Source organism: Aquitalea sp., assembly GCF_030150775.1.
In the GTDB taxonomy this organism is placed as follows: Bacteria; Pseudomonadota; Gammaproteobacteria; order Burkholderiales; family Chromobacteriaceae; genus Aquitalea; species Aquitalea denitrificans.
Map to the genome: position 1 here is coordinate 1 of NZ_JASLFG010000022.1, position 22,252 is coordinate 22,252.

At 56.9% G+C, this 22,252-nt stretch carries 18 protein-coding genes, 1 rRNA gene and 1 pseudogene; 15 read left to right on the top strand and 5 right to left on the bottom strand.

Going from position 1 to position 22,252, the window contains the following annotated elements; translation table 11 throughout:
• Nucleotides 1-2 precede the first annotated feature (2 nt).
• A 5S ribosomal RNA gene (rrf, locus tag QVF59_RS06725) occupies nucleotides 3-117 on the top strand.
• A gap of 172 nt (nucleotides 118-289) precedes the next feature.
• On the opposite strand, the gene QVF59_RS06730 is transcribed toward rrf, so the two are convergent.
• Together QVF59_RS06730 and QVF59_RS06735 are read right to left on the bottom strand one after the other, a co-directional pair.
• Nucleotides 290-1,402: an LD-carboxypeptidase gene (locus QVF59_RS06730; RefSeq protein ID WP_287878240.1), complete on the bottom strand. Its 1,113-nt coding sequence runs from the start codon at nucleotides 1,400-1,402 to the stop codon at nucleotides 290-292.
• Between the two features lie 24 nt (nucleotides 1,403-1,426).
• Complete coding sequence (locus QVF59_RS06735; RefSeq protein WP_287878243.1) at nucleotides 1,427-3,586, bottom strand: HDOD domain-containing protein; 2,160 nt, start codon at nucleotides 3,584-3,586, stop codon at nucleotides 1,427-1,429.
• Between the two features lie 225 nt (nucleotides 3,587-3,811).
• Between QVF59_RS06735 and cysD the strand changes: the two genes are divergently transcribed.
• Both cysD and cysN read left to right on the top strand, forming a co-directional pair.
• A complete protein-coding gene (cysD, locus tag QVF59_RS06740; protein WP_089084156.1) occupies nucleotides 3,812-4,735 on the top strand; it encodes a sulfate adenylyltransferase subunit CysD in 924 nt (307 codons plus the stop codon).
• 78 nt (nucleotides 4,736-4,813) lie between these two features.
• The gene (gene cysN / locus QVF59_RS06745; protein WP_159876238.1) at nucleotides 4,814-6,247 is read left to right on the top strand and encodes a sulfate adenylyltransferase subunit CysN; all 1,434 of its coding nucleotides are present in this window, start codon (nucleotides 4,814-4,816) and stop codon (nucleotides 6,245-6,247) included.
• 116 nt (nucleotides 6,248-6,363) lie between these two features.
• On the opposite strand, the gene QVF59_RS06750 is transcribed toward cysN, so the two are convergent.
• From QVF59_RS06750 to QVF59_RS06760, 3 genes are all read right to left on the bottom strand, one after another.
• Complete coding sequence (locus QVF59_RS06750; RefSeq protein WP_159876240.1) at nucleotides 6,364-7,212, bottom strand: 23S rRNA (adenine(2030)-N(6))-methyltransferase RlmJ; 849 nt, start codon at nucleotides 7,210-7,212, stop codon at nucleotides 6,364-6,366.
• 50 nt (nucleotides 7,213-7,262) lie between these two features.
• Nucleotides 7,263-8,009: a tRNA pseudouridine(65) synthase TruC gene (locus tag QVF59_RS06755; protein WP_287878248.1), complete on the bottom strand. Its 747-nt coding sequence runs from the start codon at nucleotides 8,007-8,009 to the stop codon at nucleotides 7,263-7,265.
• 159 nt (nucleotides 8,010-8,168) lie between these two features.
• Nucleotides 8,169-8,489 (bottom strand): hypothetical protein, encoded by a 321-nt coding sequence (locus tag QVF59_RS06760; protein ID WP_287878249.1) that lies wholly within the window; start codon nucleotides 8,487-8,489, stop codon nucleotides 8,169-8,171.
• 17 nt (nucleotides 8,490-8,506) lie between these two features.
• Here QVF59_RS06760 and QVF59_RS06765 point away from each other — a divergent pair, with 17 nt between their 5' ends.
• The 12 genes and pseudogenes from QVF59_RS06765 to QVF59_RS06820 all read left to right on the top strand — a co-directional run bounded on the left by QVF59_RS06765 (nucleotide 8,507) and on the right by QVF59_RS06820 (nucleotide 22,220).
• Nucleotides 8,507-9,511, top strand: a complete 1,005-nt coding sequence (locus QVF59_RS06765) for a BMP family lipoprotein (protein ID WP_287878252.1) — start codon at nucleotides 8,507-8,509, stop codon at nucleotides 9,509-9,511.
• A 124-nt stretch (nucleotides 9,512-9,635) separates the two neighbouring features.
• Nucleotides 9,636-11,162 (top strand): ABC transporter ATP-binding protein, encoded by a 1,527-nt coding sequence (locus tag QVF59_RS06770; protein ID WP_287878255.1) that lies wholly within the window; start codon nucleotides 9,636-9,638, stop codon nucleotides 11,160-11,162.
• Nucleotides 11,159-12,265 (top strand): ABC transporter permease, encoded by a 1,107-nt coding sequence (locus QVF59_RS06775; protein WP_287878258.1) that lies wholly within the window; start codon nucleotides 11,159-11,161, stop codon nucleotides 12,263-12,265. Before QVF59_RS06770 ends, QVF59_RS06775 begins: the two co-directional genes overlap by 4 nt.
• Complete coding sequence (locus tag QVF59_RS06780) at nucleotides 12,265-13,227, top strand: ABC transporter permease (RefSeq protein ID WP_287878260.1); 963 nt, start codon at nucleotides 12,265-12,267, stop codon at nucleotides 13,225-13,227. Before QVF59_RS06775 ends, QVF59_RS06780 begins: the two co-directional genes overlap by 1 nt.
• Before the next feature lie 216 nt (nucleotides 13,228-13,443).
• Nucleotides 13,444-14,139, top strand: a complete 696-nt coding sequence (locus tag QVF59_RS06785) for a hypothetical protein (protein ID WP_159876250.1) — start codon at nucleotides 13,444-13,446, stop codon at nucleotides 14,137-14,139.
• Nucleotides 14,140-14,872: 733 nt separating this feature from the next.
• Nucleotides 14,873-15,391 (top strand): annotated as a pseudogene (locus QVF59_RS06790) (FxDxF family PEP-CTERM protein); the annotation flags it as partial.
• A gap of 125 nt (nucleotides 15,392-15,516) precedes the next feature.
• The gene (locus tag QVF59_RS06795; protein WP_287878265.1) at nucleotides 15,517-16,701 is read left to right on the top strand and encodes an outer membrane beta-barrel protein; all 1,185 of its coding nucleotides are present in this window, start codon (nucleotides 15,517-15,519) and stop codon (nucleotides 16,699-16,701) included.
• 35 nt (nucleotides 16,702-16,736) lie between these two features.
• Nucleotides 16,737-18,218, top strand: coding sequence for an undecaprenyl-phosphate glucose phosphotransferase (locus QVF59_RS06800; RefSeq protein ID WP_287878268.1), 1,482 nt, complete (start codon nucleotides 16,737-16,739; stop codon nucleotides 18,216-18,218).
• Nucleotides 18,208-19,143: an EpsD family peptidyl-prolyl cis-trans isomerase gene (locus tag QVF59_RS06805; RefSeq protein WP_287878269.1), complete on the top strand. Its 936-nt coding sequence runs from the start codon at nucleotides 18,208-18,210 to the stop codon at nucleotides 19,141-19,143. The genes QVF59_RS06800 and QVF59_RS06805 overlap by 11 nt, the downstream gene beginning before the upstream one ends.
• 2 nt (nucleotides 19,144-19,145) lie before the next feature.
• Nucleotides 19,146-19,925, top strand: a complete 780-nt coding sequence (locus QVF59_RS06810; RefSeq protein WP_159876260.1) for an SLBB domain-containing protein — start codon at nucleotides 19,146-19,148, stop codon at nucleotides 19,923-19,925.
• A gap of 1 nt (nucleotide 19,926) precedes the next feature.
• On the top strand, nucleotides 19,927-21,330 hold the full coding sequence (gene epsF, locus QVF59_RS06815; RefSeq protein ID WP_159876262.1) for a chain length determinant protein EpsF: 1,404 nt from the start codon (nucleotides 19,927-19,929) through the stop codon (nucleotides 21,328-21,330).
• On the top strand, nucleotides 21,327-22,220 hold the full coding sequence (locus QVF59_RS06820; RefSeq protein WP_240902630.1) for a cyclic di-GMP-binding domain-containing protein, MshE-related: 894 nt from the start codon (nucleotides 21,327-21,329) through the stop codon (nucleotides 22,218-22,220). Before epsF ends, QVF59_RS06820 begins: the two co-directional genes overlap by 4 nt.
• Nucleotides 22,221-22,252 lie beyond the last annotated feature (32 nt).

The following is a 22,252-nucleotide window of genomic DNA, read 5'->3' on the forward strand; positions in this document are numbered from 1 at the left end:
TGTCTGGTGGCCATAGCGAGGTGGTCCCACGCCTTCCCATCCCGAACAGGACCGTGAAACGCCTTAGCGCCGATGATAGTGTGGCATTCGCCATGTGAAAGTAGGACACCGCCAGACTCCCCATACAGAAGCCCAGCTCAATCGAGCTGGGCTTTGTGCATTCTGCGCCACCATTTAACTTGCCTGACCATAAGGCCAGTCCTTGCTCGGCTGCAGCGGTGACGGGGGCGTGGATGGGGCGCAGCAAATACAAAGCCACCGCATGCGGTGGCTTTGTCGTATCTACGACTCAGTGCTCAGGCAGCAGCCGTTCCAGTGTCAGGCCTGTCGCCGGCTGAACCGGGTAGTCGCTGAAGGAGAGGGTCAGTCCGTTTTCATCGCTGCTGAAGCGGGTCGGATAGCCTAGCGGCAGGGTAGTTTTGTCATGAATGTGGCCGAAGGGAATGCCGGTAAGGACGGGGATGCGCAGCTGGCTGCGTAGCTGGGCAATGACACTGTCCAGTGTGTAGCCGGCGTCATAGGCATCCACGATGCGTCCCATGGCAAAGTCGCCCAGGAAAATGGCTTTTTGCCGCTGTAGAATGCCGGCCAGATAAAGCTGCTGCAGCATGCGTTCCAGGCGATAGGGCTGCTCGGCCACGTCCTCCAGAAACAGTAATCCGCCCTGGATGTCGGGTAGGAAAGGGCTGCCAACCAGGCTGGACAGTACGCTGAGATTGCCGCCCCAGAAAATGCCTTCGCCCGCTGCTGTGTGAGCCTGTGGCGTAGGCGTGAAGACGGACCAGTTGCTTGTTGTACTTGCCTGAATGAAGTGTTGCATGGCCATCGGGCTGAGTTTGCGTCCGCCAAAGTCGCTGTACAGCATGGGGCCGGCAAAGCTGCCAATGCCGCCTTTAGCTAGCATGGCAAGCTGAATCGCGGTGAAGTCGCTATAGCCCATGATTTGGGTGCCGGCTTCCTTGAGCATGGGGCATAGCCGAGCATAGTCAATGTCTGCTAGCAGGCGGCATGCGCCATAGCCGCCACGCCCTGCCAGCAGCATGCGCGGCATGTCCTGACGCTGCGTCAGCTGATTGAGGTCCTGCAGCCTTTCCTGATCGCTACCGGCAAAGCGTTGGTACTGACGATCGATTGCGTTACGGTTGCTGATATTGAATCCTGCTTGTTGCAATCGCTCTACGCCGTGTTGGCGTTGCAAGGCGTTGGGCAGTGTTCCGGAGCAGGCGAGCAGCGCAATTTCGTTGTTTTGCAGTGACATGGTGGCAGGTGCTGATTTGGTGACGGCAAGTTGATGTGGTGCTGTGCCGCAGGCTTGCAGCAACCCGGCACCGGCGGCAGCGAGTCCGTGTTGCAGCAGCTTTCTGCGGGTCAGCGATGTCGGGTGCGAGGTCGGTGATGGCAAGCGGCTTCTCTGGATATGTCGGGATCAGTTCTGCTTCTGGCGGATGGCCAGCAAGGCCTGGTTACGCAGCGTCTTGAGCAGATTGAGTTCGTCCGGGCGTAAAGGCAAGCTGTGGGCTTGCTTTTTGTCGCCATACAGGAAGCCTATTTTCCTCTTTTCCAGTACCAGCGGAAAGATGATAAACGTTTGGGCAAGATCCAGTTGCCGATACCAGCGTGGAATATGGCTGCTGATGGCCGGTGCACTGGCGTCTTCGATAAAAATGTCGACATTTCGCTCCATGGCAATGCAGAAGGCATTGTCCTGCTGCTGCAGGTCGATCTTGAATTGCGGCAGCAGCGCAGCAGTGTCCTCGCCAAAGCCGAAGCGCGCATGCAGGGTGTTCTGTCGCGGGTCTCTGGTACACAGCAGGACATGATCAAAACCGACGGCACGGTACATGATTTCCAGAATCATGCGCAACAGGTCGTTGAGCTGGTAATTGCCCAGCAAGGTGGTGGTGATGTCCTGGATGCCGCTGGAAAGCAGGGATGTCGTTGCTGGCGTGGTATGGACATAGCTTGCCTCCAGCTCTGCTGCTGGAGCGGGGTGTTGGCTATCCGGGTGCGGGCCAAGCGCAGCGGTCTTGAGATGCTGAGCATTGCCTTGCGGTGTGGCTTCTCCGCTCCATTCCTGCAAATAGTTGGCAAATTCGGCTTGTGTCTCTGTAATGACCTCATGCAGGGTGTTGGCCTCCAGTGCACAGGCGCGTTCATAGCGTACCAATAAGGGCTGTACCTGGCCGGCCCGTATGCCGGATGGCCCTGTCAGCAAGTGGGTCAGTTCGTTGGCCAGATTGCCCAGCATGCGCAGGCGGGCTGCGCTGTGTTGTGGTTGGCGCACCGGGCCTAGCGGGTAGGGTTCCAGGCTGCTGACGATACGTTCCGGGAAGCTCCACATGTCGGCAGTGCTGGCGCCGAGGGTGGCATAGGAAAGCCCGAGGGTGTGTTGAACTGCTTGGGCGGCGCTGCTGCCGGCGCTGATTTTCTTGTGGATCAGGCGATATTCATTACGGAAATAGTAGACGCACAGCAGTTCCCCCAGTTGCTGAAACATGCCGCAAATCAGCGCTTCTTCAGCTTCCTGCATACGGCTGCGGCGCGCAAGGCTGCGGGCAAGCAATCCGCAAAACAGCGCTTTGGTGGCAACGTCCCGCACTTCCTGGGCATGGCTGCGGTTGTGCATGTGCTCGAACAGCAGCAGCGTCAATGCCAGGTTGCGGATGGTGTCGAAACCCAGAATCACGATGGCGCGCGACACCGTGCTGACCGAGCCGCCAAACTGACTGAAGTTGGCGGCATTCACCACTTTGAGCAGCTTGTTGGTGAGCGAGAAATCCTTGAGGATGATTTCTGCCAGTACCTGCAAGCGTTCACTGTCGGCATTACCGATGTGGTTGATGGCGCTGATGGCTTGAGACAGTGCCGGAAAGTCCGGGCTGTGTCGCATGCGTTGCAGTAACTGCTCCAGTGCTGCCTGCTGGTTTCCTTCGGTGCGGATGAAACGCTGCTGGCGTACCAGCCAGTCTTGCAGCTGGGCAAGACTGGTACGGGTAATGGCAATGGCCGGGCCGGGGCAGTCCAGCAAGGTCTGGCATAGTTGCAGTAATTCAGTGTCCAGATCCGGGCGCAGCTTCTGCAGGGCAAGGCTGCTGTAGGGACGTCCGCCCAATAGTTGGTATAGCAACTGGCCAGCCTGCTGCACGTTGTGGCGCTGCTGTTCGCTATCGTCGGCAATGGCGGCATGCTGCCCCAGCAGGCTGATTTGCCCGTGCGGGTTGACCAGGGTGTGTTCTGCATCCAGGTTGGGTAGTGCCAGCTGCTGTAATTGCAGGTGTAACAAGGCTTCCATGATGTCGCAGGCCATGCCCGCAGCTTCCCGCGCATCCGGTTTGGCCTGCAGCGTCTCGGCCAGCATTTTGCTGTCGCCAGTGGGGTAGCAGGCGTATTGCTGGCTGTTCAGTATGGTGTCGCCGGATGGTGAGGCAAGCAGGCCGTGGTGCGGCGCGACGCGGCTGGCCTCTTCGGGCATGGGCATCAGCAGGTATTGCTGCCCGCTTGTGCTGGCCAGTAACAGCTGGCTGCCATCGCTGCAATGGATATGACGTATTGGCTGGTATTCCGCATTATCGTTGTCGCGGTTCATGATGTTCTCTCCCTGCCTGTCACTATATGGCTTATTTCGTGGTGTGACATGGCTGATTCGCGATTGCGTTATTGCTCTTTGGACTGAATTTTCACTTGGATAGTGCATATTGATATATCCAACTGGTTTTGGAAAAATGCAGTCCTTCCGGTAAATTGAGCGACTAGCAAACCATCATGCTGTGCTCATTTTGGAGCGCAGGCAGCCCAGGAACAGGCGGGAATCATGAACATCAGTCAACAAAAGCTGACTCATCTCAAGCAGCTGGAAGCCGAGTCGATTCACATCATTCGCGAAGTGGCCGCGGAATTTGAAAATCCGGTCATGTTGTACAGTATCGGCAAAGACTCTGCCGTGATGCTGCATCTGGCACGCAAGGCCTTTGCGCCGGGCAAGCCACCGTTCCCGCTGATGCATGTAGACACCACCTGGAAGTTCAAGGACATGTACGCCTTGCGCGACAAGCAGGCCGCCGAAGGCTGGGACCTGATCGTGCATGTGAATGAAGAGGGCGTTAAGGCCAACGTCAATCCCTTCACCGTGGGCAGTGCCAAGCACACCGACGTGATGAAGACCGAAGGCCTGAAGCAGGCGCTGAACAAATATGGTTTTGATGCGGCTTTTGGTGGCGCGCGCCGTGACGAAGAGAAATCCCGCGCCAAGGAGCGCGTGTACTCCTTCCGCGACAAGAACCACCGCTGGGACCCGAAGAACCAGCGTCCGGAACTCTGGAACATCTACAACAGCAAGATCGACAAGGGTGAGAGCATTCGCGTGTTCCCACTGTCCAACTGGACCGAGCTGGATATCTGGCAGTACATCTATCTGGAAAACATCGACATCGTGCCGCTGTACTTCGCCGCCGAACGCGAAGTGGTCAACCTTAATGGCACGCTGGTGATGATTGATGACGACCGCATTCTGCAATACCTGACGCCGGAGCAGAAAGCCAGCATCACCAAGAAGCAGGTGCGTTTCCGTACCCTGGGCTGTTATCCGCTGACCGGTGCGGTGGAATCCACTGCCGCCACACTGCCGGAGGTGATCCAGGAAATGCTGCTCACCACCACCAGTGAGCGTCAGGGCCGCTTGATTGACCACGACCAGGCGGGCTCGATGGAGAAGAAGAAGATGGAAGGCTATTTCTAAGCCCGGCTTCATCCTGTCACCCTTCTGAAGAATAGATGTCCGGCGCCCTGGCGACGGAATATAGCGGAAAGAACGATCATGTCTCACCAGTCCGAGCTGATTGCCAGCGATATCCTGGAATACCTGAAGCAGCATGAAAACAAGGACATGCTGCGCTTTATCACCTGTGGCAATGTCGACGACGGCAAATCCACCCTGATTGGCCGTCTGCTGCACGACTCCAAGCTGATTTTTGAAGACCAGCTGGCTGCCATCGAGCGCGACTCGAAAAAGTACAACACCACCGACCAGGAAATCGACCTGGCGCTGCTGGTGGACGGCCTGCAGGCCGAGCGCGAGCAGGGCATCACCATTGACGTGGCCTACCGCTACTTCAGTACCGAAAAGCGCAAGTTCATCATTGCCGACTGCCCAGGTCACGAGCAGTACACCCGCAATATGGCTACCGGTGCGTCCACCTGCAATCTGGCCGTGATCCTGATCGACGCGCGCCGTGGTGTGCAGACCCAGACCCGTCGTCACAGCTACATCGTCAGCCTGCTGGGCATCAAGCACGTGATTGTGGCCATCAACAAGATGGACCTGGTGGAGCACAGCCAGGAAGTGTACGACCGCATCCGTGAAGAGTACCTGGCTTTCTCCGAACACCTGACCATTCCGGATATCCGCTTTGTGCCGATTTCCGCCCTGCGTGGCGACAATGTGGTGACCCGCAGCGAAAACATGGGCTGGTATCAGGGTGCCACCCTGATGGAGTTGCTGGAAAGCGTGCAGGTGAGCCACGACGTGGCGCTGGAAGCCTTCCGTCTGCCGGTGCAGTACGTCAACCGCCCCAATCTGGACTTCCGTGGTTTCTGCGGCACCGTGGTGGCGGGTGAAGTGAAGCCGGGCGACGCGATTGTGGCCCTGCCGTCTGGCAAGCGCAGCAAGGTGAAGGAAGTGGTCACTTTCGAAGGCAATCAGCCGTCGGCGTTTGTTGGTCAGGCCATTACCCTGACATTGGAAGATGAAATCGACATTTCACGTGGCGACATGATTGTACGCGCCGGTGAGCAGCTGCCGAGCGTGGCGCAGGCCTTTGACGCCCACGTGGTGTGGATGGCCGAAGCCCCGCTGACCGTGGGCAAGGAATATGGTTTCAAGCTGGCGGGCAAGGTGGTTACAGGCCGTGTGGCCGCCATCGAGCACCGTATCGATGTCAACTCGCTGCAGCAGTTCGATGCGCCGCAACTGGCACTGAACGAAATCGCCCTGTGCCGCGTGGAGCTTAACGCGCCGGTGGTGTTTGATGCCTATGCCCAGTGCCGTGGTACTGGCAGCTTCATCATCATCGACCGCCTGTCCAATGCCACTGCCGCTGCGGGCATGGTGACGGCGGCTGCCGAATCCACTGCCGACCCGGTGAGCGACGAGCTGGCCCGTTTGCGTGCTTTCGAGCTGGAATTCAACCAGCTGGTGCGCAAGCACTTCCCGCATTGGGAAGCCAAGGACATCAGCAAGCTGTTGAAATAAGCTGCCGGTTTGTCAGACAAAAGCCGACCTGGTGGTCGGCTTTTTTGCGTCTGCATGTTGATGCAAAAAAAATGCCACCCCGCAGGGTGGCATTGCGTGGCGAGCGGTTTGAGTGCTTACAAGTCGCCGCCGGTTTCCAGGATGAAGCTGGCCTTGGCATCCTGACCCAGTTGTTCCACCAGGTAGGGCAGTACTTCCTTCAGCATGGCGGGTAAGGTCCATGGCGGATTGAGCAGGAACATGCCACTGCCGTACATGCCAAAGCCGTCTGCCGACGGTGCCTGCACGTGCAGCTCGGCGCGCAGCCAGCTCTTGGCCGGCAACTTTTTCAGCTCCTTGGGCAGTTCTTTCATTTCGGCGCGTTGCAGGCAGGGGTACCACACGGCATAGATGCCGGTGGCAAAGCGCTTCAGGCCTTCTTTCAGCGCGGTAACCACGTGCTGGTAGTCGCGCTTGTCCTCATACGGCGGGTCGATCAGCACCAGGCCGCGACGCGGAGGCGGCGGCAGGATGGCCTTGATGCCCTCAAAGCCATTGGCCTGCTGCAGCTGGGTGCGGCGCGGGTGGCCGCCAAAGTTCTGTTCCAGCAGCTGAAAGTCAGTCGGGTGCAGTTCGAACAGGCGCAGCTTGTCGCTTTGCGGCATCACCGCGGCGGCGCACCAGGGCGAACCGGGGTAGTAGCGCAATTCGCCATCCGGATTCATCTCACGCACCACATCCACATAGGCCGCCACGGCGGGTGGCAGGTCGGTACGGTCCCACAGGCGGGCAATGCCGCTCAGGTATTCGGCATTCTTGGCGGCATAACCTTCTTGCAGCGCATAGCCACCGGCACCGGCGTGGGTGTCGATATACCAGTAGGGTTTGTCTTTCTGGCCCAGATAATCCAGTACGGCAATTTCAATCAGGTGCTTGAGCACGTCGGCGTGGTTGCCGGCGTGAAAGGCGTGGCGATAACTCAGCATGCATCAGCTTTCTAAGACAATGGCGGCATTGTAGCGGATTTGACCGCGCTTCAGACGGCGGGCAGCCAGTTGGCGGGCAGGGCGCTTTCCCAGCCCAGCGAGCGCACCACGCTGGCAAAGTCTTCCGCCAACGGGCAGGTCAGCTGGATGGCTGCACCGGTCAGCGGATGGGTGATCTGCATTTCCATGCAAGCCAGCAACATGCGTTGGCTGCCAAAGTGCTCGGCAAACATGCGGTTGTGCACGCCCTTGCCGTGGGTGGCGTCGCCGATGATGGGGTGGGCGATGTGCTTCATGTGGCGGCGCAACTGGTGGCGGCGGCCGGTGAGCGGCGACAACTCCAGCAGTGCATAGCGGCTGCTGGGGTAGCGGTCCACGGCGATGGGCACTTCCACCGTGGCCAGGCGGCGGTAGTCGGTTTGCGCTTCCTGCGGGCCTGGCTGCACCTTTTCACCCAGCCAGGCCAGGTCGTCCACGCGGCGGCTCAAGGCATGATCGATATGGCCGGATTCCGCCGGATGGCCGCGCACCACTGCCAGATAGCGCTTGCTGACTTCTTGCCGTTCAAACTGCCAGCTCATTTCCCGCGCGCTGTCCTTGTCCAGCGCAAACAGCAAGACGCCGGAGGTACCCTTGTCCAGGCGGTGTACCGGATAGACGCGCTGGCCGATCTGGTCGCGCAGCAACTGGATGGCAAAACGGGTTTCATGGCGGTCCAGCTCGGAGCGGTGGACCAGCAAGTTGGACGGCTTGTGAATGGCGATCAGCTGCGGGTCGCGGTAAAGGATGGGTAGCATGGCAGTGTTGATGAAGCGAAGGCGGCGATTGTAGGGCTTTGCGCCCGGCTTGGGTATGCCGATGGGGCATACGTGGCCGAATTGATACAGCGGGGGTGGGGTGTGGCGGGAAAAGTCACCGGTTCCGTACGATGTTTGCAGTGAAATCTTGCAGCGCCGTCAGCAAAACGTCATATTTTCTGTTCTGTCATGCTTGGCTGGCATGTATTTTGTGGCGCGCGCAGCAGTGTGATGCTGCTTTCCTGTTTGCTGAATGCCAGCTTTGCGACAGGGTATTTCAAAGTAGAGAGGAAAATGTTTACAGTCAATTTCCCCCTCATTACAATTCGCCGCGCCCATCAAGTTGAAATGCCGTGCTGTTGGCTGATATCGATTTAGCTGCTGCCGGGTGAGTTGTGCAAAAAAATAGCCAATGCGGAAGCTGGGGCTTTCCGAGACTGCATGATGCAGACTGCTGTCCATCTGCATGTTGACCAACAAAACCAAGAGTTCCTGATATGACCATTCAATTGAAACGCGCAAGCCTTGCCGTTGCCCTGTCCGTACTGGCTGGCACAAGCTTCGCCAAGGATTTCAGCCCGGCAGTGATCTACGACCAGGCCGGCAAGTTCGACAAGAGCTTCAACGAGGCGGCATTCAATGGCGCCGAGCGTTTCAAGAAGGAATTCAAGATCAGCTACCGCGAAGGCACTATCGCCTCCGAAGCGCAGAAAGAACAACTGCTGCGCAACCTGGCGCGCAAGGATGCCGACCTGATCGTCTCCGTGGGCTTCTCCTTCACCCAGGCGGTGGAAACTGTGGCCAAGGAATTCCCCAAGGTGAAATTCACCATCATTGACTCCGTGGCCAAGGGGCCGAACGTACAGAGTATCGTGTTCAAGGAACAGGAAGGCTCCTTCCTGGTGGGCATGGCCGCTGCGCTGGCTTCCAAGTCCGGCAAGGTGGGTTATATCGGTGGCATGGATGTGCCGCTGATTCGCGCCTTTGGCTGTGGCTATGTGCAAGGTGCCAAGTATGCCAACAAGAAAACCGAAGTCATCCAGAACATGACCGGCACCACCCCGCAGGCCTTCAACGACCCGGCACGTGGCACCGAACTGGCCAAGAGCCAGTTTGACCGTGGCGTGGACGTGGTGTTTGCCGCTGCCGGCGGCACTGGCCTGGGCGTGCTGCAAGCCGCCAAGACCGCAAACAAGCTGTCCATCGGTGTGGACAGCAACCAGAACCACCTGTACCCGGGCTTTGTGCTGACTTCCATGGTGAAGCGCGTGGACAATGCCGTGTACGACACCTTCAAATCCGCCAAGGATGGCAGCTGGAAGCCGGAAGTGAAGGTGATGGGCCTGAAGGAAGGCGGCGTGGACTGGGCGCTGGATGCCAACAACCGCAAGCTGATTTCCGCCGATATGGAAAAGAAGATTGGCGCGGCCAAGAAGGACATCATCAGCGGCAAGCTCAGCGTGGTGGACTATCGCAGCAACAATAGCTGTCCGGTGAAATAAGTTTCTAGATTATCTTTTCCCGGCTGCGGCCTGGGAGAACTGCAGGCACGATGGCTTCGGCTCTCGTGCCTGTTTGGTTCTTGCAGGGTGCACCGGGATTTATTGCATGCGGGGAAATACAGGCATGACTGATTTCGCCATCGAACTGGCCGGCATCTGCAAGCGCTTTGGCGCGGTGCAGGCCAATCGCGATGTGTCCATGCACATCGCCAAGGGCTCCATACACGGCATCATCGGGGAAAACGGCGCGGGCAAATCCACGCTGATGAGCATTCTGTACGGCTATTACCAGGCCGACGAAGGCAGTATCCGGGTGCATGGCCGCGAAGCGCGCATCCGCAACAGCCAGGAGGCCATCCGCCTGGGTATTGGCATGGTGCATCAGCACTTCATGCTGGTGGATACCTTTACCGTGCTGGAAAACATTGTGCTGGGTGCCGAAGGTGGCTTGCTGCTCAAGCAGGGCATGGAGCAGGCGCGGGCGCATTTGCTGCAGCTCAATCGCGATTATTCGCTGGAAGTGGACCCGGACGCCCTGGTGGGCGAGCTGGGCGTGGGCCTGCAGCAGCGGGTGGAAATCCTCAAGGCGCTGTATCGCGGTGCCGATGTGCTGATTCTGGACGAGCCCACCGCGGTGCTGACCCCGCAGGAGGCCGACCATCTGTTCTGCATCCTGCGTGCGCTGCGCGAGCAGGGCAAGACGGTCATCCTGATCACCCACAAGCTGCGCGAGGTGATGGACATTACCGATGCGGTGAGCGTGATGCGTGCCGGCACCGTAGTGGGCAATGTGCGCACCGCTGACGTCGACAAGGAAAAGCTGGCCGACCTGATGGTGGGGCGCAAGGTATCGCTGAAGGTGGACAAGGCCGAGCGCACGCCCGGCGCAGCGGTGCTGGAGGTGCGTGGCCTGAGCCTGACCGATGCACGCGGCGTCAAGCTGCTGGACGGGCTGGATTTTCAGGTGCGTGCCGGTGAAATCGTCGGCATTGCCGGGGTGTCCGGCAATGGCCAGTCCGAGCTACTGGAAGTGCTGGCCGGCATGGTGGAGCCCACCAGCGGTGAAATCCGCTACCACGGCCAGGATTTGCTGCAGGAAAAATCCAGCCAGCCGCGTGCGGCGCTGTATCGCAACAGGGGCATTGCCCATGTGCCGGAAGACCGTTCGCGCGAGGGGCTGGTGAAATCCTTCCCCATGTTCGAAAACGCCATCCTGGGCTACCACAACGATAAAACCGTCAGTCGCCGCGGCCTGTTTTCCCGCCAGGCGCTGCTGGCGCGTACCCGCGACTTCATCCGCCAGTTTGATATTCGCCCGGACAATGCCCAGCTGCGCGTGGGCCTGCTGTCTGGCGGCAATCAACAAAAAGTGGTGCTGGCACGCGAAATCCACGCCAATCCGGACTTGCTGCTGATCGGCCAGCCCACCCGCGGGGTGGATATCGGTGCCATCGAGTTCATCCACCGCCGGCTGGTGGAATTGCGTGATGCCGGCAAGGCCATCTTGCTGGTGTCGGTGGAATTGGAAGAGATTCTGGCCTTGTCCGACCGCATCCTGGTGATGGCGGGCGGGCAGATCAGTGGCGAAGTGGCGGCCAAGGAAGCCGACACCGTATCGCTGGGCTTGTTGATGGGGGGGCATAAACAGTGAAATTCGGACAACCGTCCACCTTGCCGCGCTGGGCGCAATTGAGCGTGCTGCCGGTACTCAATCTGCTGGCCGCCTTGCTGGTGACCGGCCTGGTCACCTGGATGATTGGCGAAGACCCGTGGGAATGCCTGCAACTGCTGGTCAGCGGTGCATTTGGCAGTGGTGAGGGCATCGGCTACACGCTGTTCTACACCACCGGCTTCATTTTTACCGGTCTGGCCGTGGCGACGGCTTTTCATGCCGGCTTGTTCAATATCGGCGGGGAAGGGCAGGCCTATCTGGCCGGGCTGGGGGTGACCCTGGTCGTGCTGGCGTTTGATCACACCCTGCCACCGCTGGTGCTGGTGCCCTTGTGCATTCTGGCGGCCATGGGCTTTGGTGCCGCCTGGGCCTTTATTCCGGGCTGGTTGCAGGCCAAGCGTGGCAGCCACATCGTGGTGACTACCATCATGTTCAACTTCATCGCCTATTCGCTGATGTTGCACCTGATTGGCCATCACCTGATTGAAGCCGGTTCGCAAAATCCCACCACGCGGGAGTTCGGCCACAATGCCTGGATTCCGGCCCTGCATCAGCTGGCTGCCGGCGTTGGCATCCAGCTGCCCAATACTCCGCTCAATCTCACCTTCATCATGGCCTTGCTGGCCTGCGTGCTGTTCTACCTGCTGGTGTGGCATAGCCGTTGGGGCTTCCAGCTGCGTACCGTCGGCGTCAACGAAAGCGCGGCGCGCTACGCCGGGATCAATGTCAGCAAAACCATCATGCTGGCCATGTGCATCTCCGGTGCGCTGTCCGGCTTTGCCGCCATCAACGAACTGCTGGGTTCCACCCATCGCATGAATGTGTCCTTCACCAATGGCGTGGGCTTTGTCGGCATTGCCGTGGCGCTGATGGGGCGCAACCATCCGGTGGGCATCATCCTGTCCGCCTTGCTGTTTGGCGGGCTGACCCAGGGCGGGCTGGAGCTGTCGTTTGAAAAGCCGGTGATTACCCGCGAGATGATCATCTTCATCCAGGGTTTGATCATCCTGTTCTGCGGTGCACTGGAAAACCTGTTCGAGCCCTTCATCACCGGGCTGTTCAAACGCAAGGAGGATAAGTGATGGAGCAATGGCTCAGTCTGCTTGATTCAACCATCCGCGTGGCTACCCCACTGGTGCTGGCGGCCTTGGCCGGCATGTTCTCCGAGCGTTCCGGCGTGGTGGACATCGGCCTGGAAGGCAAGATGCTGGTGGCGGCGTTTGCTTCTGGCGCGGCGGCCTTTGTCACCCATTCGCCCTGGCTGGGCCTGTTGGCCGGGGTGATGGCGGCAGTCAGCATGGCCATGGTGCATGCCTTTGTCTCGGTTACCTATAACGGTAACCAGCTGATTTCCGGCATGGCCATCAACACGATTGCTTCCGGCATTACGCCGGTGCTGGGCTTGGCCTGGTTCCAGCAAGGCGGCAATACGCCGCAACTGGATGACGACTCGCGCTTTCACGACATTGCACTGCCGTTTGCCGATGCGCTGGGCAATGTGCCGGTTATTGGTCAGCTGTATGGCAAGCTGTTGTCCGGCCACAGCATTCTGGTCTACCTCACCATCCTGATCATTCCTCTGGTCAGCTGGGTGGTGTACCGCAGCCGCTTTGGCCTGCGCCTGCGCGCGGTGGGCGAAAACCCGCATGCGGCCGATACCGCAGGCGTGTCTGTAGCGCGGGTGCGTTACATCGCGCTGTTCTGGGGTGGTGTGCTGTGCGGCATGGCCGGTACTTTCCTGTCGGTGTATCAGACTGGTTCCTTTATCAAGGAAATGACGGCGGGCAAGGGCTTTCTGGCGCTGGCGGCGCTGATTTTCGGCAAATGGCGTCCGTTGCCCGCCGTGGTGGGCTGCCTGCTGTTTGCCTTTGCCGATGCGCTGCAAATCCGGCTGGAAGGGGTGGATCTGCCCTTGATCGGCCAGATTCCCTCGCAGGCCATCCAGGTGATTCCCTATGTGCTGACCGTGCTGTTACTGGCTGGCTTTGTTGGCAGAGCAGTGGCACCGAAGGCGATTGGCGTGCCTTTCGTCAAGTCACGTTAAGACCTGAGCGCTGTCTTTGTTGTCATGAAAAAACCGGCTGTGGCCGGTTTTTTTACGTGCAGGGCAAATGCAGCTGTGATTGGGTCGAAAACAGTCTGTGAATGCACTACAACAAGTGAATATCTGCGGGTTTGCTTACAAAGATCATGCTGAATGAAAACAAAAGCCGGGAATTGGCAAACGTATGGTCGGAAGATGAAATGACACGGGGGGCGTATGTGGCTGAGTGCACTGTTGTTGATATTGACCGGACTCGCTGTTGCGGGTGTGGCTGGCTTGTTTGGCGGTGCATTCCGGGCGTGGGATACCGGTCCGGTATCGGATGCCGAAATTCAGGCTGTTGAGCCACCGGTTTTGCCCGTGTTGGCAAGGCGGCGCGATGAGTCGTGGGCGCGCCGTCCCTGGCCGTACATTCGTGACAGGCTAACCTTTCCACCGCTGGACTTTCCCGCTGTCGTCATCCATAGCAGCATCACCCCTGGCAAATGCTATCGTGTTGACCTGGCTGTCCTGACCTGCACTTGCAATTACTTTCTGCTGCGCGGATCGCGTGCAGCACTGGGCAGCAAGGAAAGGCTGTGTCGCCACCTGCGCCGGGTCTATGCCGAACGTGGTGGCCTGTCCGCCATTGTGAATATGGTGCTGCTGGATGATGTGCATTTCTGCGAGACCGACCAGCTTTGGTCAGGTGAGGTGGATGGGGTGCCTGTGGCCATAGCCTGGCGCGAAGGGGATCCGTGGGTGACACTGTATACCCGCAGCAATGCCATGAGTCAGGCGGCAGAATTTGAGCGCTACAACTTTCATCTGGATCGCGCGGAATGGGCAGATGGGCGGATGCCGCGCTTTAATGCCGCGGCGATCCGGCAGATGCTGGGTGACTGGTTTGGGGATGGCAAGCTGCTCGGTTGAGGGTGGCGTGACAGGTTTTATGTGCTGCGGCGCAACACAATGTGGTTGCGCCGTTGCTTTTTGCTACATCCATCCGAAAGAATTTCGGAATAAATGCTGATTATTTTCAATTTTGACCATTAAATAAGATTACTTACACGTTAAATGAACATTTAATTCTTATGGCATTATTTGTTGAGATAAGTGCTGGTCAAGTTATCGTTGTTAGTTGTTCAATTGGTAAGTGTTTGGTTTAATTTATTGAAAACATACCTGTGTAAATATTTATAAAATTCAGAATCTTCATAATTGAAATCTGATTTTTCATAAAGTATTTGTCATAAATAAACAAAAATTTACAAGTGGCAATCTGTATGTCGCTGCTCGGCGACAATTGTTTAGTGTCAATTTAAAAGAAATTATTGTTTCTTGGTTGGTAACTTTAAACCAACTTACTTGTTCATTTCATTTGAATGTCATTCCGTGATTGCGTGGTCGCAAAAGCGGCTTTTTTTGCACATTATTTGTAAGTAATTGTTTAAATACAATCATGACAACTTAGGTAAATACACTTATAGTTGCTCGCGCAAGTGGCTGGTATTGTGCCGGTGTCGGTGAATCCGGCGCTTGAGTGGGCATGTACGAGAAGACTGTATTGGCGAGTTTTACTGATTTGGTCCTGCCCGATGATCTGGTTTTTTTCCGTAAGGGAGCTTTATAGATGAGCAAGACGAAACTGGCCTTGGTTGCTGCTTCTGTCGTCATGGCATTTGCTGCTTCGGCAGCGCATGCGGATGTGGTGTATGCACCCCAAAGCCCGGTAAGCATTAAGGTGGCCACGGGTCAATCCGGCTTTACGCAAAACTTCAACTTCAAGCTTGATGGCGACAGTCTGATCAGCGCCGCACAGGTTGTGCTGAAGTCTTCCGGCACCACCAGCGCACTGAAGAGCCTGACTGCAACGTTGTTCTATCAAACGGCTACGGGTTGGACGTCGCTGTGGACGGATAGCACGAGCTTTACCAAGTCTCAGGGCGTAGGTACTTGGGCGACCAGCTTTGACAATGTTGCCGGCAAGGCAGGTAACTACAAGTTGTCGCTTAGCGGCTTGGTGTTTGCCAATACCAGCTATAGCGGTAGCTATCAGTACCAGGTTTCGGTGGCCCCGGTTCCGGAGCCGGAAACCTATGCGTTGATGGGTCTGGGCCTGGCAGCCTTGCTGCTGCGTCGCAAGCAGAAAAAGGCAGCAAACAGCTTCAGTCTGGCTGTTTGACCGAGATGAACGGGGCGCTCCCTGCTGCTGGTGTCATGGCAGTCAGTGGGCGCTCTTTCATTTCTACCCTGCGGGCCCCAGGACATGGGCCGCGTTGTGTTTCAAACCTGTCAAAAAGTGAGTCGATGAAGCTGTCCAATGCAATCAAGCCCCTGTCTGCTGCCACCTTAGGCCTGTTGTGTGCAGGTGTACCCGCCAAGGTATCTGCGGCTTATGTTCAGGGGGATGACAACTTTGTCTATGCGCAGCTTGGCACTGTCTATGACAGCAATGTCTTTCGCGTTTCCGGGCTGGATAGAGTGCCATCCAGCTATCACGCCAGCAGTCTGTCGGACATCTACACCGTTACCACAGTCGGTGGGCAGTACCAGAAGGATCTGGGCCGTCAGCAATTTCAGTTTGGTGGCAGCTACAACCAGAACAGTTACGTCGATTACTCGGCACTCAATTACAAAAGCTGGAATACAAACGGCGCGTTCAACTGGCAGTTGCTCAGCCAGTTGTCCGGTGCATTACGTTATATGGACAAGCAGGAGCAGCCGTCCCTGAATGTCAGCAACCAGATCGGCCGGGATGTAGTGCGTACCCGTATCGGCGGCGCAGAGCTGGCATGGACGCCGGTCACTGCCTGGCGGTTTGAAACGGGTGTCGAGCATACCGCCATGCGTCATCAGGTGCAGAACACGCTGGATTTCGATCAGGATGCTTTATCGCTGACTGCCTGGTACGCCACACCCAAAGGCAGTCGCCTGGGTATGGGAGTAGAAGAGAGCGATGTTGTTTATCCGTCGATGCAGGTGAATAACGCTGCTTATGAATATCGTCAGACAAACACAAAGTTGCAACTGGAATGGCCAGTTACGGCCAAATTGCAACTCAATGCCATGCTGGGAAATAGTGCGGTCCGCTTCCGGCAGGGTATACAGCCAGATCGTAATCACGTTTTGCAGGATATCAGCCTGATCTGGATGGTAGATCAAAAGAGCACGCTGAGCTTCGGATATCAAAGCACGCCAGCCGAGCCGGGGTTATCAACGGCAGATGTGGTGAATAAAACCTGGTATCTGACAGGGAAATCCCATCTGTCGGACAAGCTGGTGCTTAGTGGTGAAGTACGCCAGACAAAAATGAATTATTCATCCTCTGATGTGGTGGTAAATACTAGGTCTTACCGAGCAGGATTGCAATGGATGCCATGGCGCATGTGGCAGTTTGAAGCATATGGCCAATATGTACATCGGACTTCCGGTTTTACCGATGACAGTTATGACGTCAATCAAATCGGCGCGAACGTGAAGTACTCGTTCTAGTTTTCAGAATCATTAAAGTGTCATGGATGGCAGGAATGCTAAATAAACAGTATCAATCAGGTGGGAAGGCAGAGCTTGGCAGCGGTATTGCCACAGGGATCAGCCGTTTTTATCTGTTGCGAGATCCGCTTGGAGCGCAGGGTTATGCCTCGCCATGGCTGAGCTTCTGCAAGGCATTCATCGATCCATTTGTTGTTGTTCTTGTGCTGTATGGTCTCAGTTTTTATTTTGATATCAGTCGCCATGGCCCGTTCATCGAGCTTGCATTGGTGTCTTTCCTGATATCGGCCCTGGCGCTGGATGGTCTGTCTCTATTGCTGCCTGGCAGCGGGAAGAAAATGCGCGGCATTGATGGCATGCTCATCAACTGGCTGATTGCCGTGGTCGTGATATTGGGTTTTGGCATGGCCACCGGTTTACTTGAACTGTTTCCCGAAAAATTCATATACAGCTGGTTGGTGATTGTGCCGATTGCCTTGTTACTGGTGCATTGCCTGTTGGCAATCGGCCTGATCGGTCGGATTGATACCCAGCAGAGCTTCCGCAAGGCGGTAATTGTTGGCGCTAATAAATCTGGCCAGTTACTGGCGAACAAGATTCGTAAAAATCCGCAAATCAAGATGGAGTTTCTCGGATTTTTTGATGATCGTACTCCGGATCGTCTTCCAGAAGATGAATTGCCTAACCTGAAAGGGCGCTTGGCCGATCTGACGAGCTATATCAAGGATAATGGTGTGCAGCAGGTTTATATCTCCCTGCCCATGACATCGCAGCCACGTATCATGAGCTTGCTGGAAGAGCTGCAAGATTGCACTGCATCGGTTTATTTTCTGCCTGACTTGCTGGTGTTTGATCTGATTCAGGCGCGGATTGATCATGTTAATGGCTTGCCTGTCATTTCCATCTGCGAAACACCGTTTGTTGGCAGTAACGGTATTGTGAAGCGTATTTCGGATATTGTGTTGTCACTACTGATTTTGTCCATCATCTGGCCAATTCTGCTGGTGATTGCCGCCCTGATCAAGTTAACCTCTCCTGGCCCGGTTTTGTTCAAACAGAATCGCTATGGCGAAGATGGAGAAAGTATTCTGGTTTACAAATTCCGTTCGATGACGGTGATGGAAAATGGTGATGCGGTAGTGCAGGCACGGCAGGGAGATAAGCGTCTTACGCCGATTGGTGGTTTTTTGCGCAAATCATCGCTGGATGAATTGCCGCAGTTCATTAATGTTTTGCAGGGGCGGATGAGTATTGTCGGCCCGCGCCCCCATGCCAATGCCCATAACGAAATGTACCGCAAGATCATTCGCGGCTATATGGTGCGCCACAAGGTAAAACCGGGTATTACCGGCTGGGCTCAGGTCAATGGCTATCGTGGTGAGACCGATACGGTCGACAAAATGGAAAGCCGAGTTTCGTATGATCTGGATTATTTGCGTAATTGGTCATTGTGGCTTGATCTGAAAATTATCTTCATGACCGTTGTCACGGTTTGGCGGGACAAAAATGCTTATTAAAAAATATCCAAATACCTTGTCAATGCCGCGGGCCTGCCGCTTGTTTGCCGGCGTGGCCAGTGTGGCCGTGCTGTTGGCAGGCTGCGGTCAAAAGGATGAAAAGGCGGCCCCTAGTCAGGTGCTGGCCAAGGTGAATGACGGTGAAATTACCGTGATGCAGCTTAATGGCGTGCTGCGCGGAGCCGGTAACACCGCTGATCAGGCACTGGCTAAGCAAAATGCGCTGGATTATCTGGTCAATCAGGAAATCCTGCAGCAGAAGGCTGCCGAGCTGAAGCTGGATCGCGACCCTGATGTGATGCAAGCCGTGGAGCAGGCCAAGCGGCAGATTCTTGCGGCGGCGGCCTTGAGCAAGTTGCAGGCCAAGGCAGGTGAGCCCGGTGCGGCTGAGGTGCAGAAGTTTTACGAAAGCAATCCGGCGCTGTTTTCCCAACATGCCACGTATGAATTCACCATGTTCAATCTGCCCGTGGCCCAGCTGCCCGGTGAGGTAAAGGCAGCAATCGAACAGTCTCATTCTGCTGCTCAGACCAAACAGGCACTGGAGTCGATGCATCAGGCATTCCAGGAAAAAACCAGCCGCGTGGCTGCCGACCAGCTGCCGATGGATCTCCTGCTGCAGCTGTTCAAGCTGAAGGCTGGCGACATACTGGTGCGCCCTGAAGCGGGCAATGTAATGCTGGTGCAGTTGGTAAGGGCTGAGGGCAGTCCGGTGAGTCTGGCTGACAGCAAGGAGAGGATTGTGGCTTATCTGAAGCAGACGGCAGAGCAGGAGTCTGCAAACAGCAAGCTGGCCGAGCTGAAAAAAGCAGCCAAAGTCACTTATCTGAAGCGATTTGCTAACAATGCGGCAGCAAGTGCGCCCGCTGCGGCAGCCAATGGTCTGTCTACCGATACGGTCAATTCCGGTTTGAAGGGTTTCTAGGCATGCTGCGTCATTTTCTGATTGTTTTACTGGCGGTATTCAGTGCAGCGGTGTTTGCTGCGCCGGGCAGTGATTACAAGCTGGGTGCTGGGGATGTGGTCAAGATTACGGTCTGGGATCATGCCGATTTGTCTGTTGAAACCCAGCTGACCAAGGACGGGGAGGTCAATTTCCCGCTGATCGGGCTGATTTCCCTGAACGGCTTGTCGGTTGCCGCTGCAGAAAATGCGCTGGCAAGCGTGTTGCGTTCTGCCGGCTATATCGTCAAGCCCAGCGTTTCCATTCTGGTGACGCAATATGTCAGTCACCGTTTCACCATCCTGGGCGAGGTCAATAAACCGGGACGCTATCCGCTGGACAGCCAGACTTCCTTGCTGGATGCCCTGGCGATTGCTACCGGGGTGACACCATCCGCTGGCGATACCGTGCTGCTGACCCGTGACAACACCCAGGTTACGTACTCGGTAGCGCAGCTGGCTGGTGAGAGCGATCCGGACAAGCGCAATATCTGGCTCAAGGCCGGTGATGTGTTGTTCATTCCGCGTTCGCAGGTGTTTGTGCTGGGTGAAGTGCAGCGCCCTGGCAATTTCCGCTTGGAGCCCGGCATGACGGTGATGCAGGCCATCTCGGTTGCCGGTGGTTTTAGCAGCAAGGCATCCCATAGCTCCATCAAGATCACCCGCAAGCTGGCAGATGGCAGCAGCAAGGAAATGAAGTCGGTTTCCCTGTCTGATGCCTTGTCGGTCAACGACGTTGTTTACGTAGAAGAAAGCTGGTTCTGACATGCTGGCCAATATGAATCTGTCGCAATATCTGGGCATTCTGCGTGCCCGCAAGAAATTGATCGTGGCTGTGCACGCAGGACTGGTGTTGACCGTGCTTGGTGTCAGCCTGGTGCTGCCCGAGCAGTTTACTGCCGAAACAGTATTGGCACTGGATACCAAGGCGAATGATCCGGTTACCGGACAGCCGGTGCAGGCCTACCTGGTGCCTGGCTATATGGAAAGCCAGATGGATATTCTGGCCAGCCAGAACTCCCTGCTATATGTCGTGGATACGCTGGGTCTGGCCAAGTCGGATGAGGCCATCAAGGCCTTCCAGGATGATGCCGACGGTAAGGGCAGCCTGCGTATCTGGCTGGCCGACCGGCTGGCCAAGAAAGTGGATATCAAGCCGAGCAAGGAAGGCAGCACCGTCAGCATCAGCTTTACCTCGCCTGAGCCGCATTTTTCTGCTGCGGTTGCCAATGCCATTGCCCAGGGCTATGTCCACACCCTGGCCAGCATGCGTACCAGTGCCGCGCAGCAGAATAATGTGTTTTTCCAGCAGCAACTCAAGGTTTTGCAGGGCAATCTGGAACAGGCGCAACAGGAGCTGGCCAGCTATCTGAACGAGAAGGGTATTGTTGCTGCTGACGAGAAGCTGGATGTGGAAATGCAGCGCCTGAATGATATTTCTACGCAACTGGTACAGGTGCAGTCGGCGGCGATGGATGCCCAGTCACGTACGCGCGGTGCCGAAAAGGCACCGGATGTGCTGAACAATCCCCTGATTCAGCAGATCAAGAACCAGTTGACTGTGGATGAGGGCAAGTTCCGCGAGCTGGCCACCAAGGTTGGTCCTGAGCATCCGCATTACAAGGAAGCCCAGGCCCAGGTGGAGAGTGATCGCCGCCAGTTGCAGGCCCTGACCAGCGAATACGCCAGTGGCCTGAGCGGCTCGGCCTCCAATGCCGAAAACCGGGCCAAGACATTGCGCATGGCGCTGGACGAACAGAAAAAGAAAATCCTGGAGCTGAAACAGCAGCGTAGCCTGGCCAATGTGCTGCAGCGCAAGGTTGAAGGTCTGCAGAAGGCTTATGACGCTGCACAGGACCGCTTTACCACCACATCGCTGCAAAGCCGTTCCATGACGGAAAACGTGGGCGTGGTGAAAGAGGCAACCGAGCCGGCCAAGCCGTCTCGTCCCCGTATCTTGCTGAATGTACTGGCAGCTTTCGTGCTGGGTGGCGTGATTGCCCTGTGTACGGCCTTGCTGGCTGAAATCCTGGACCGTCGTGTCCGCTGCGCCCGCGATGTGGAATCGCTGCTGGGCATGCCGGTGTTGGCCACGATAGGGCCGGCACCCGCCCGGAAAAAACGCTCGTGGGCTTTCTGGCGCAACAACAATAAGGTGGCCAACGCATGAATACGCAGACTCTTTCCATGCCGGTACGGACGCAAGAAGTGCTTGCAGCCAGACATTCCAATATCGGCCAGTTGCTGTTGCAGCAAGGCAAGCTGACCGCCAGCCAGGCGGAAAAAGTATTGCTGGCGCAGCAGGAGCTGGGCTTGCGTTTTGGCGAGGCAGCCGTGCGGCTGGGCTTTCTGAGCGAGCGCGATATCCAGGAAGTGCTATCGCACCAGTTTGACTACCCCTGCCTGGCGCTGGGCGATCCCGCGCTGGATCCCGGCCTGATTGCGGCCTACCACAATGAATCGGCCCAGGTGGAGGCTTTACGCAGCCTGCGCAGCCAACTGATCCTGCGCTGGGTAAGTGGCGGCAACAAGATTATCGCTGTTGCCGGCTATGACAACGAGGTTGCGGTGGGCTGGCTGGCTGCCAATCTGGCTATCGTGTTTTCCCAATTGGGTTTGCGCACCTTGCTGGTGGATGCAGCCCTGCATGCGCCGGTCCAGCATGGTCTGTTCCGTCAGCCCAATCGCCTGGGCTTGAGCGATATCCTGGCCGGCCGTGCCGATGATGGCTGCATGCTGGCGATTCCACCCCTGCCCAATTTGTTTTTGATTCCAGGGGGCACCGATGTGCCTAACAAGCAGGAGCTGCTGTCCGGTGCCGCACTGGGCGAGCTGCTGCAGCAGGCAGAAGCTGATTTTGACATCGTTATCGTCAACGCCCCAGCCCTGAAGGGCAAGGCTGATGGCCAACTGGTGGCCGCGCGCGCCAAGGGCGTGGTGCTGCTGGCCGAGCCCGGGCGCAGCAAGGTGAATGATCTGGAAGCTGCGCGTGATGATCTGCGCATGGCCGGTGCCACGGTGCTGGGCTGTGTGTTGAACAGCTTTGTCAGCGGCAGCTAGGGGGACGTCATGACGCGCGCTGTTGCACCTGC

Bases quoted from the DNA above. Each gene is read 5' to 3' on its own strand.
- QVF59_RS06735 (WP_287878243.1), bottom strand. From the start codon at position 3,586: ATGAACCGCGACAACGATAATGCGGAATACCAGCCAATACGTCATATC.
- cysD (WP_089084156.1), top strand. From the start codon at position 3,812: ATGAACATCAGTCAACAAAAGCTGACTCATCTCAAGCAGCTGGAAGCC.
- cysN (WP_159876238.1), top strand. From the start codon at position 4,814: ATGTCTCACCAGTCCGAGCTGATTGCCAGCGATATCCTGGAATACCTG.
- QVF59_RS06750 (WP_159876240.1), bottom strand. From the start codon at position 7,212: ATGCTGAGTTATCGCCACGCCTTTCACGCCGGCAACCACGCCGACGTG.
- QVF59_RS06755 (WP_287878248.1), bottom strand. From the start codon at position 8,009: ATGCTACCCATCCTTTACCGCGACCCGCAGCTGATCGCCATTCACAAG.
- QVF59_RS06765 (WP_287878252.1), top strand. From the start codon at position 8,507: ATGACCATTCAATTGAAACGCGCAAGCCTTGCCGTTGCCCTGTCCGTA.
- QVF59_RS06770 (WP_287878255.1), top strand. From the start codon at position 9,636: ATGACTGATTTCGCCATCGAACTGGCCGGCATCTGCAAGCGCTTTGGC.
- QVF59_RS06780 (WP_287878260.1), top strand. From the start codon at position 12,265: ATGGAGCAATGGCTCAGTCTGCTTGATTCAACCATCCGCGTGGCTACC.
- QVF59_RS06785 (WP_159876250.1), top strand. From the start codon at position 13,444: ATGTGGCTGAGTGCACTGTTGTTGATATTGACCGGACTCGCTGTTGCG.
- QVF59_RS06795 (WP_287878265.1), top strand. From the start codon at position 15,517: ATGAAGCTGTCCAATGCAATCAAGCCCCTGTCTGCTGCCACCTTAGGC.
- QVF59_RS06800 (WP_287878268.1), top strand. From the start codon at position 16,737: ATGCTAAATAAACAGTATCAATCAGGTGGGAAGGCAGAGCTTGGCAGC.
- QVF59_RS06805 (WP_287878269.1), top strand. From the start codon at position 18,208: ATGCTTATTAAAAAATATCCAAATACCTTGTCAATGCCGCGGGCCTGC.
- QVF59_RS06810 (WP_159876260.1), top strand. From the start codon at position 19,146: ATGCTGCGTCATTTTCTGATTGTTTTACTGGCGGTATTCAGTGCAGCG.
- epsF (WP_159876262.1), top strand. From the start codon at position 19,927: ATGCTGGCCAATATGAATCTGTCGCAATATCTGGGCATTCTGCGTGCC.
- QVF59_RS06820 (WP_240902630.1), top strand. From the start codon at position 21,327: ATGAATACGCAGACTCTTTCCATGCCGGTACGGACGCAAGAAGTGCTT.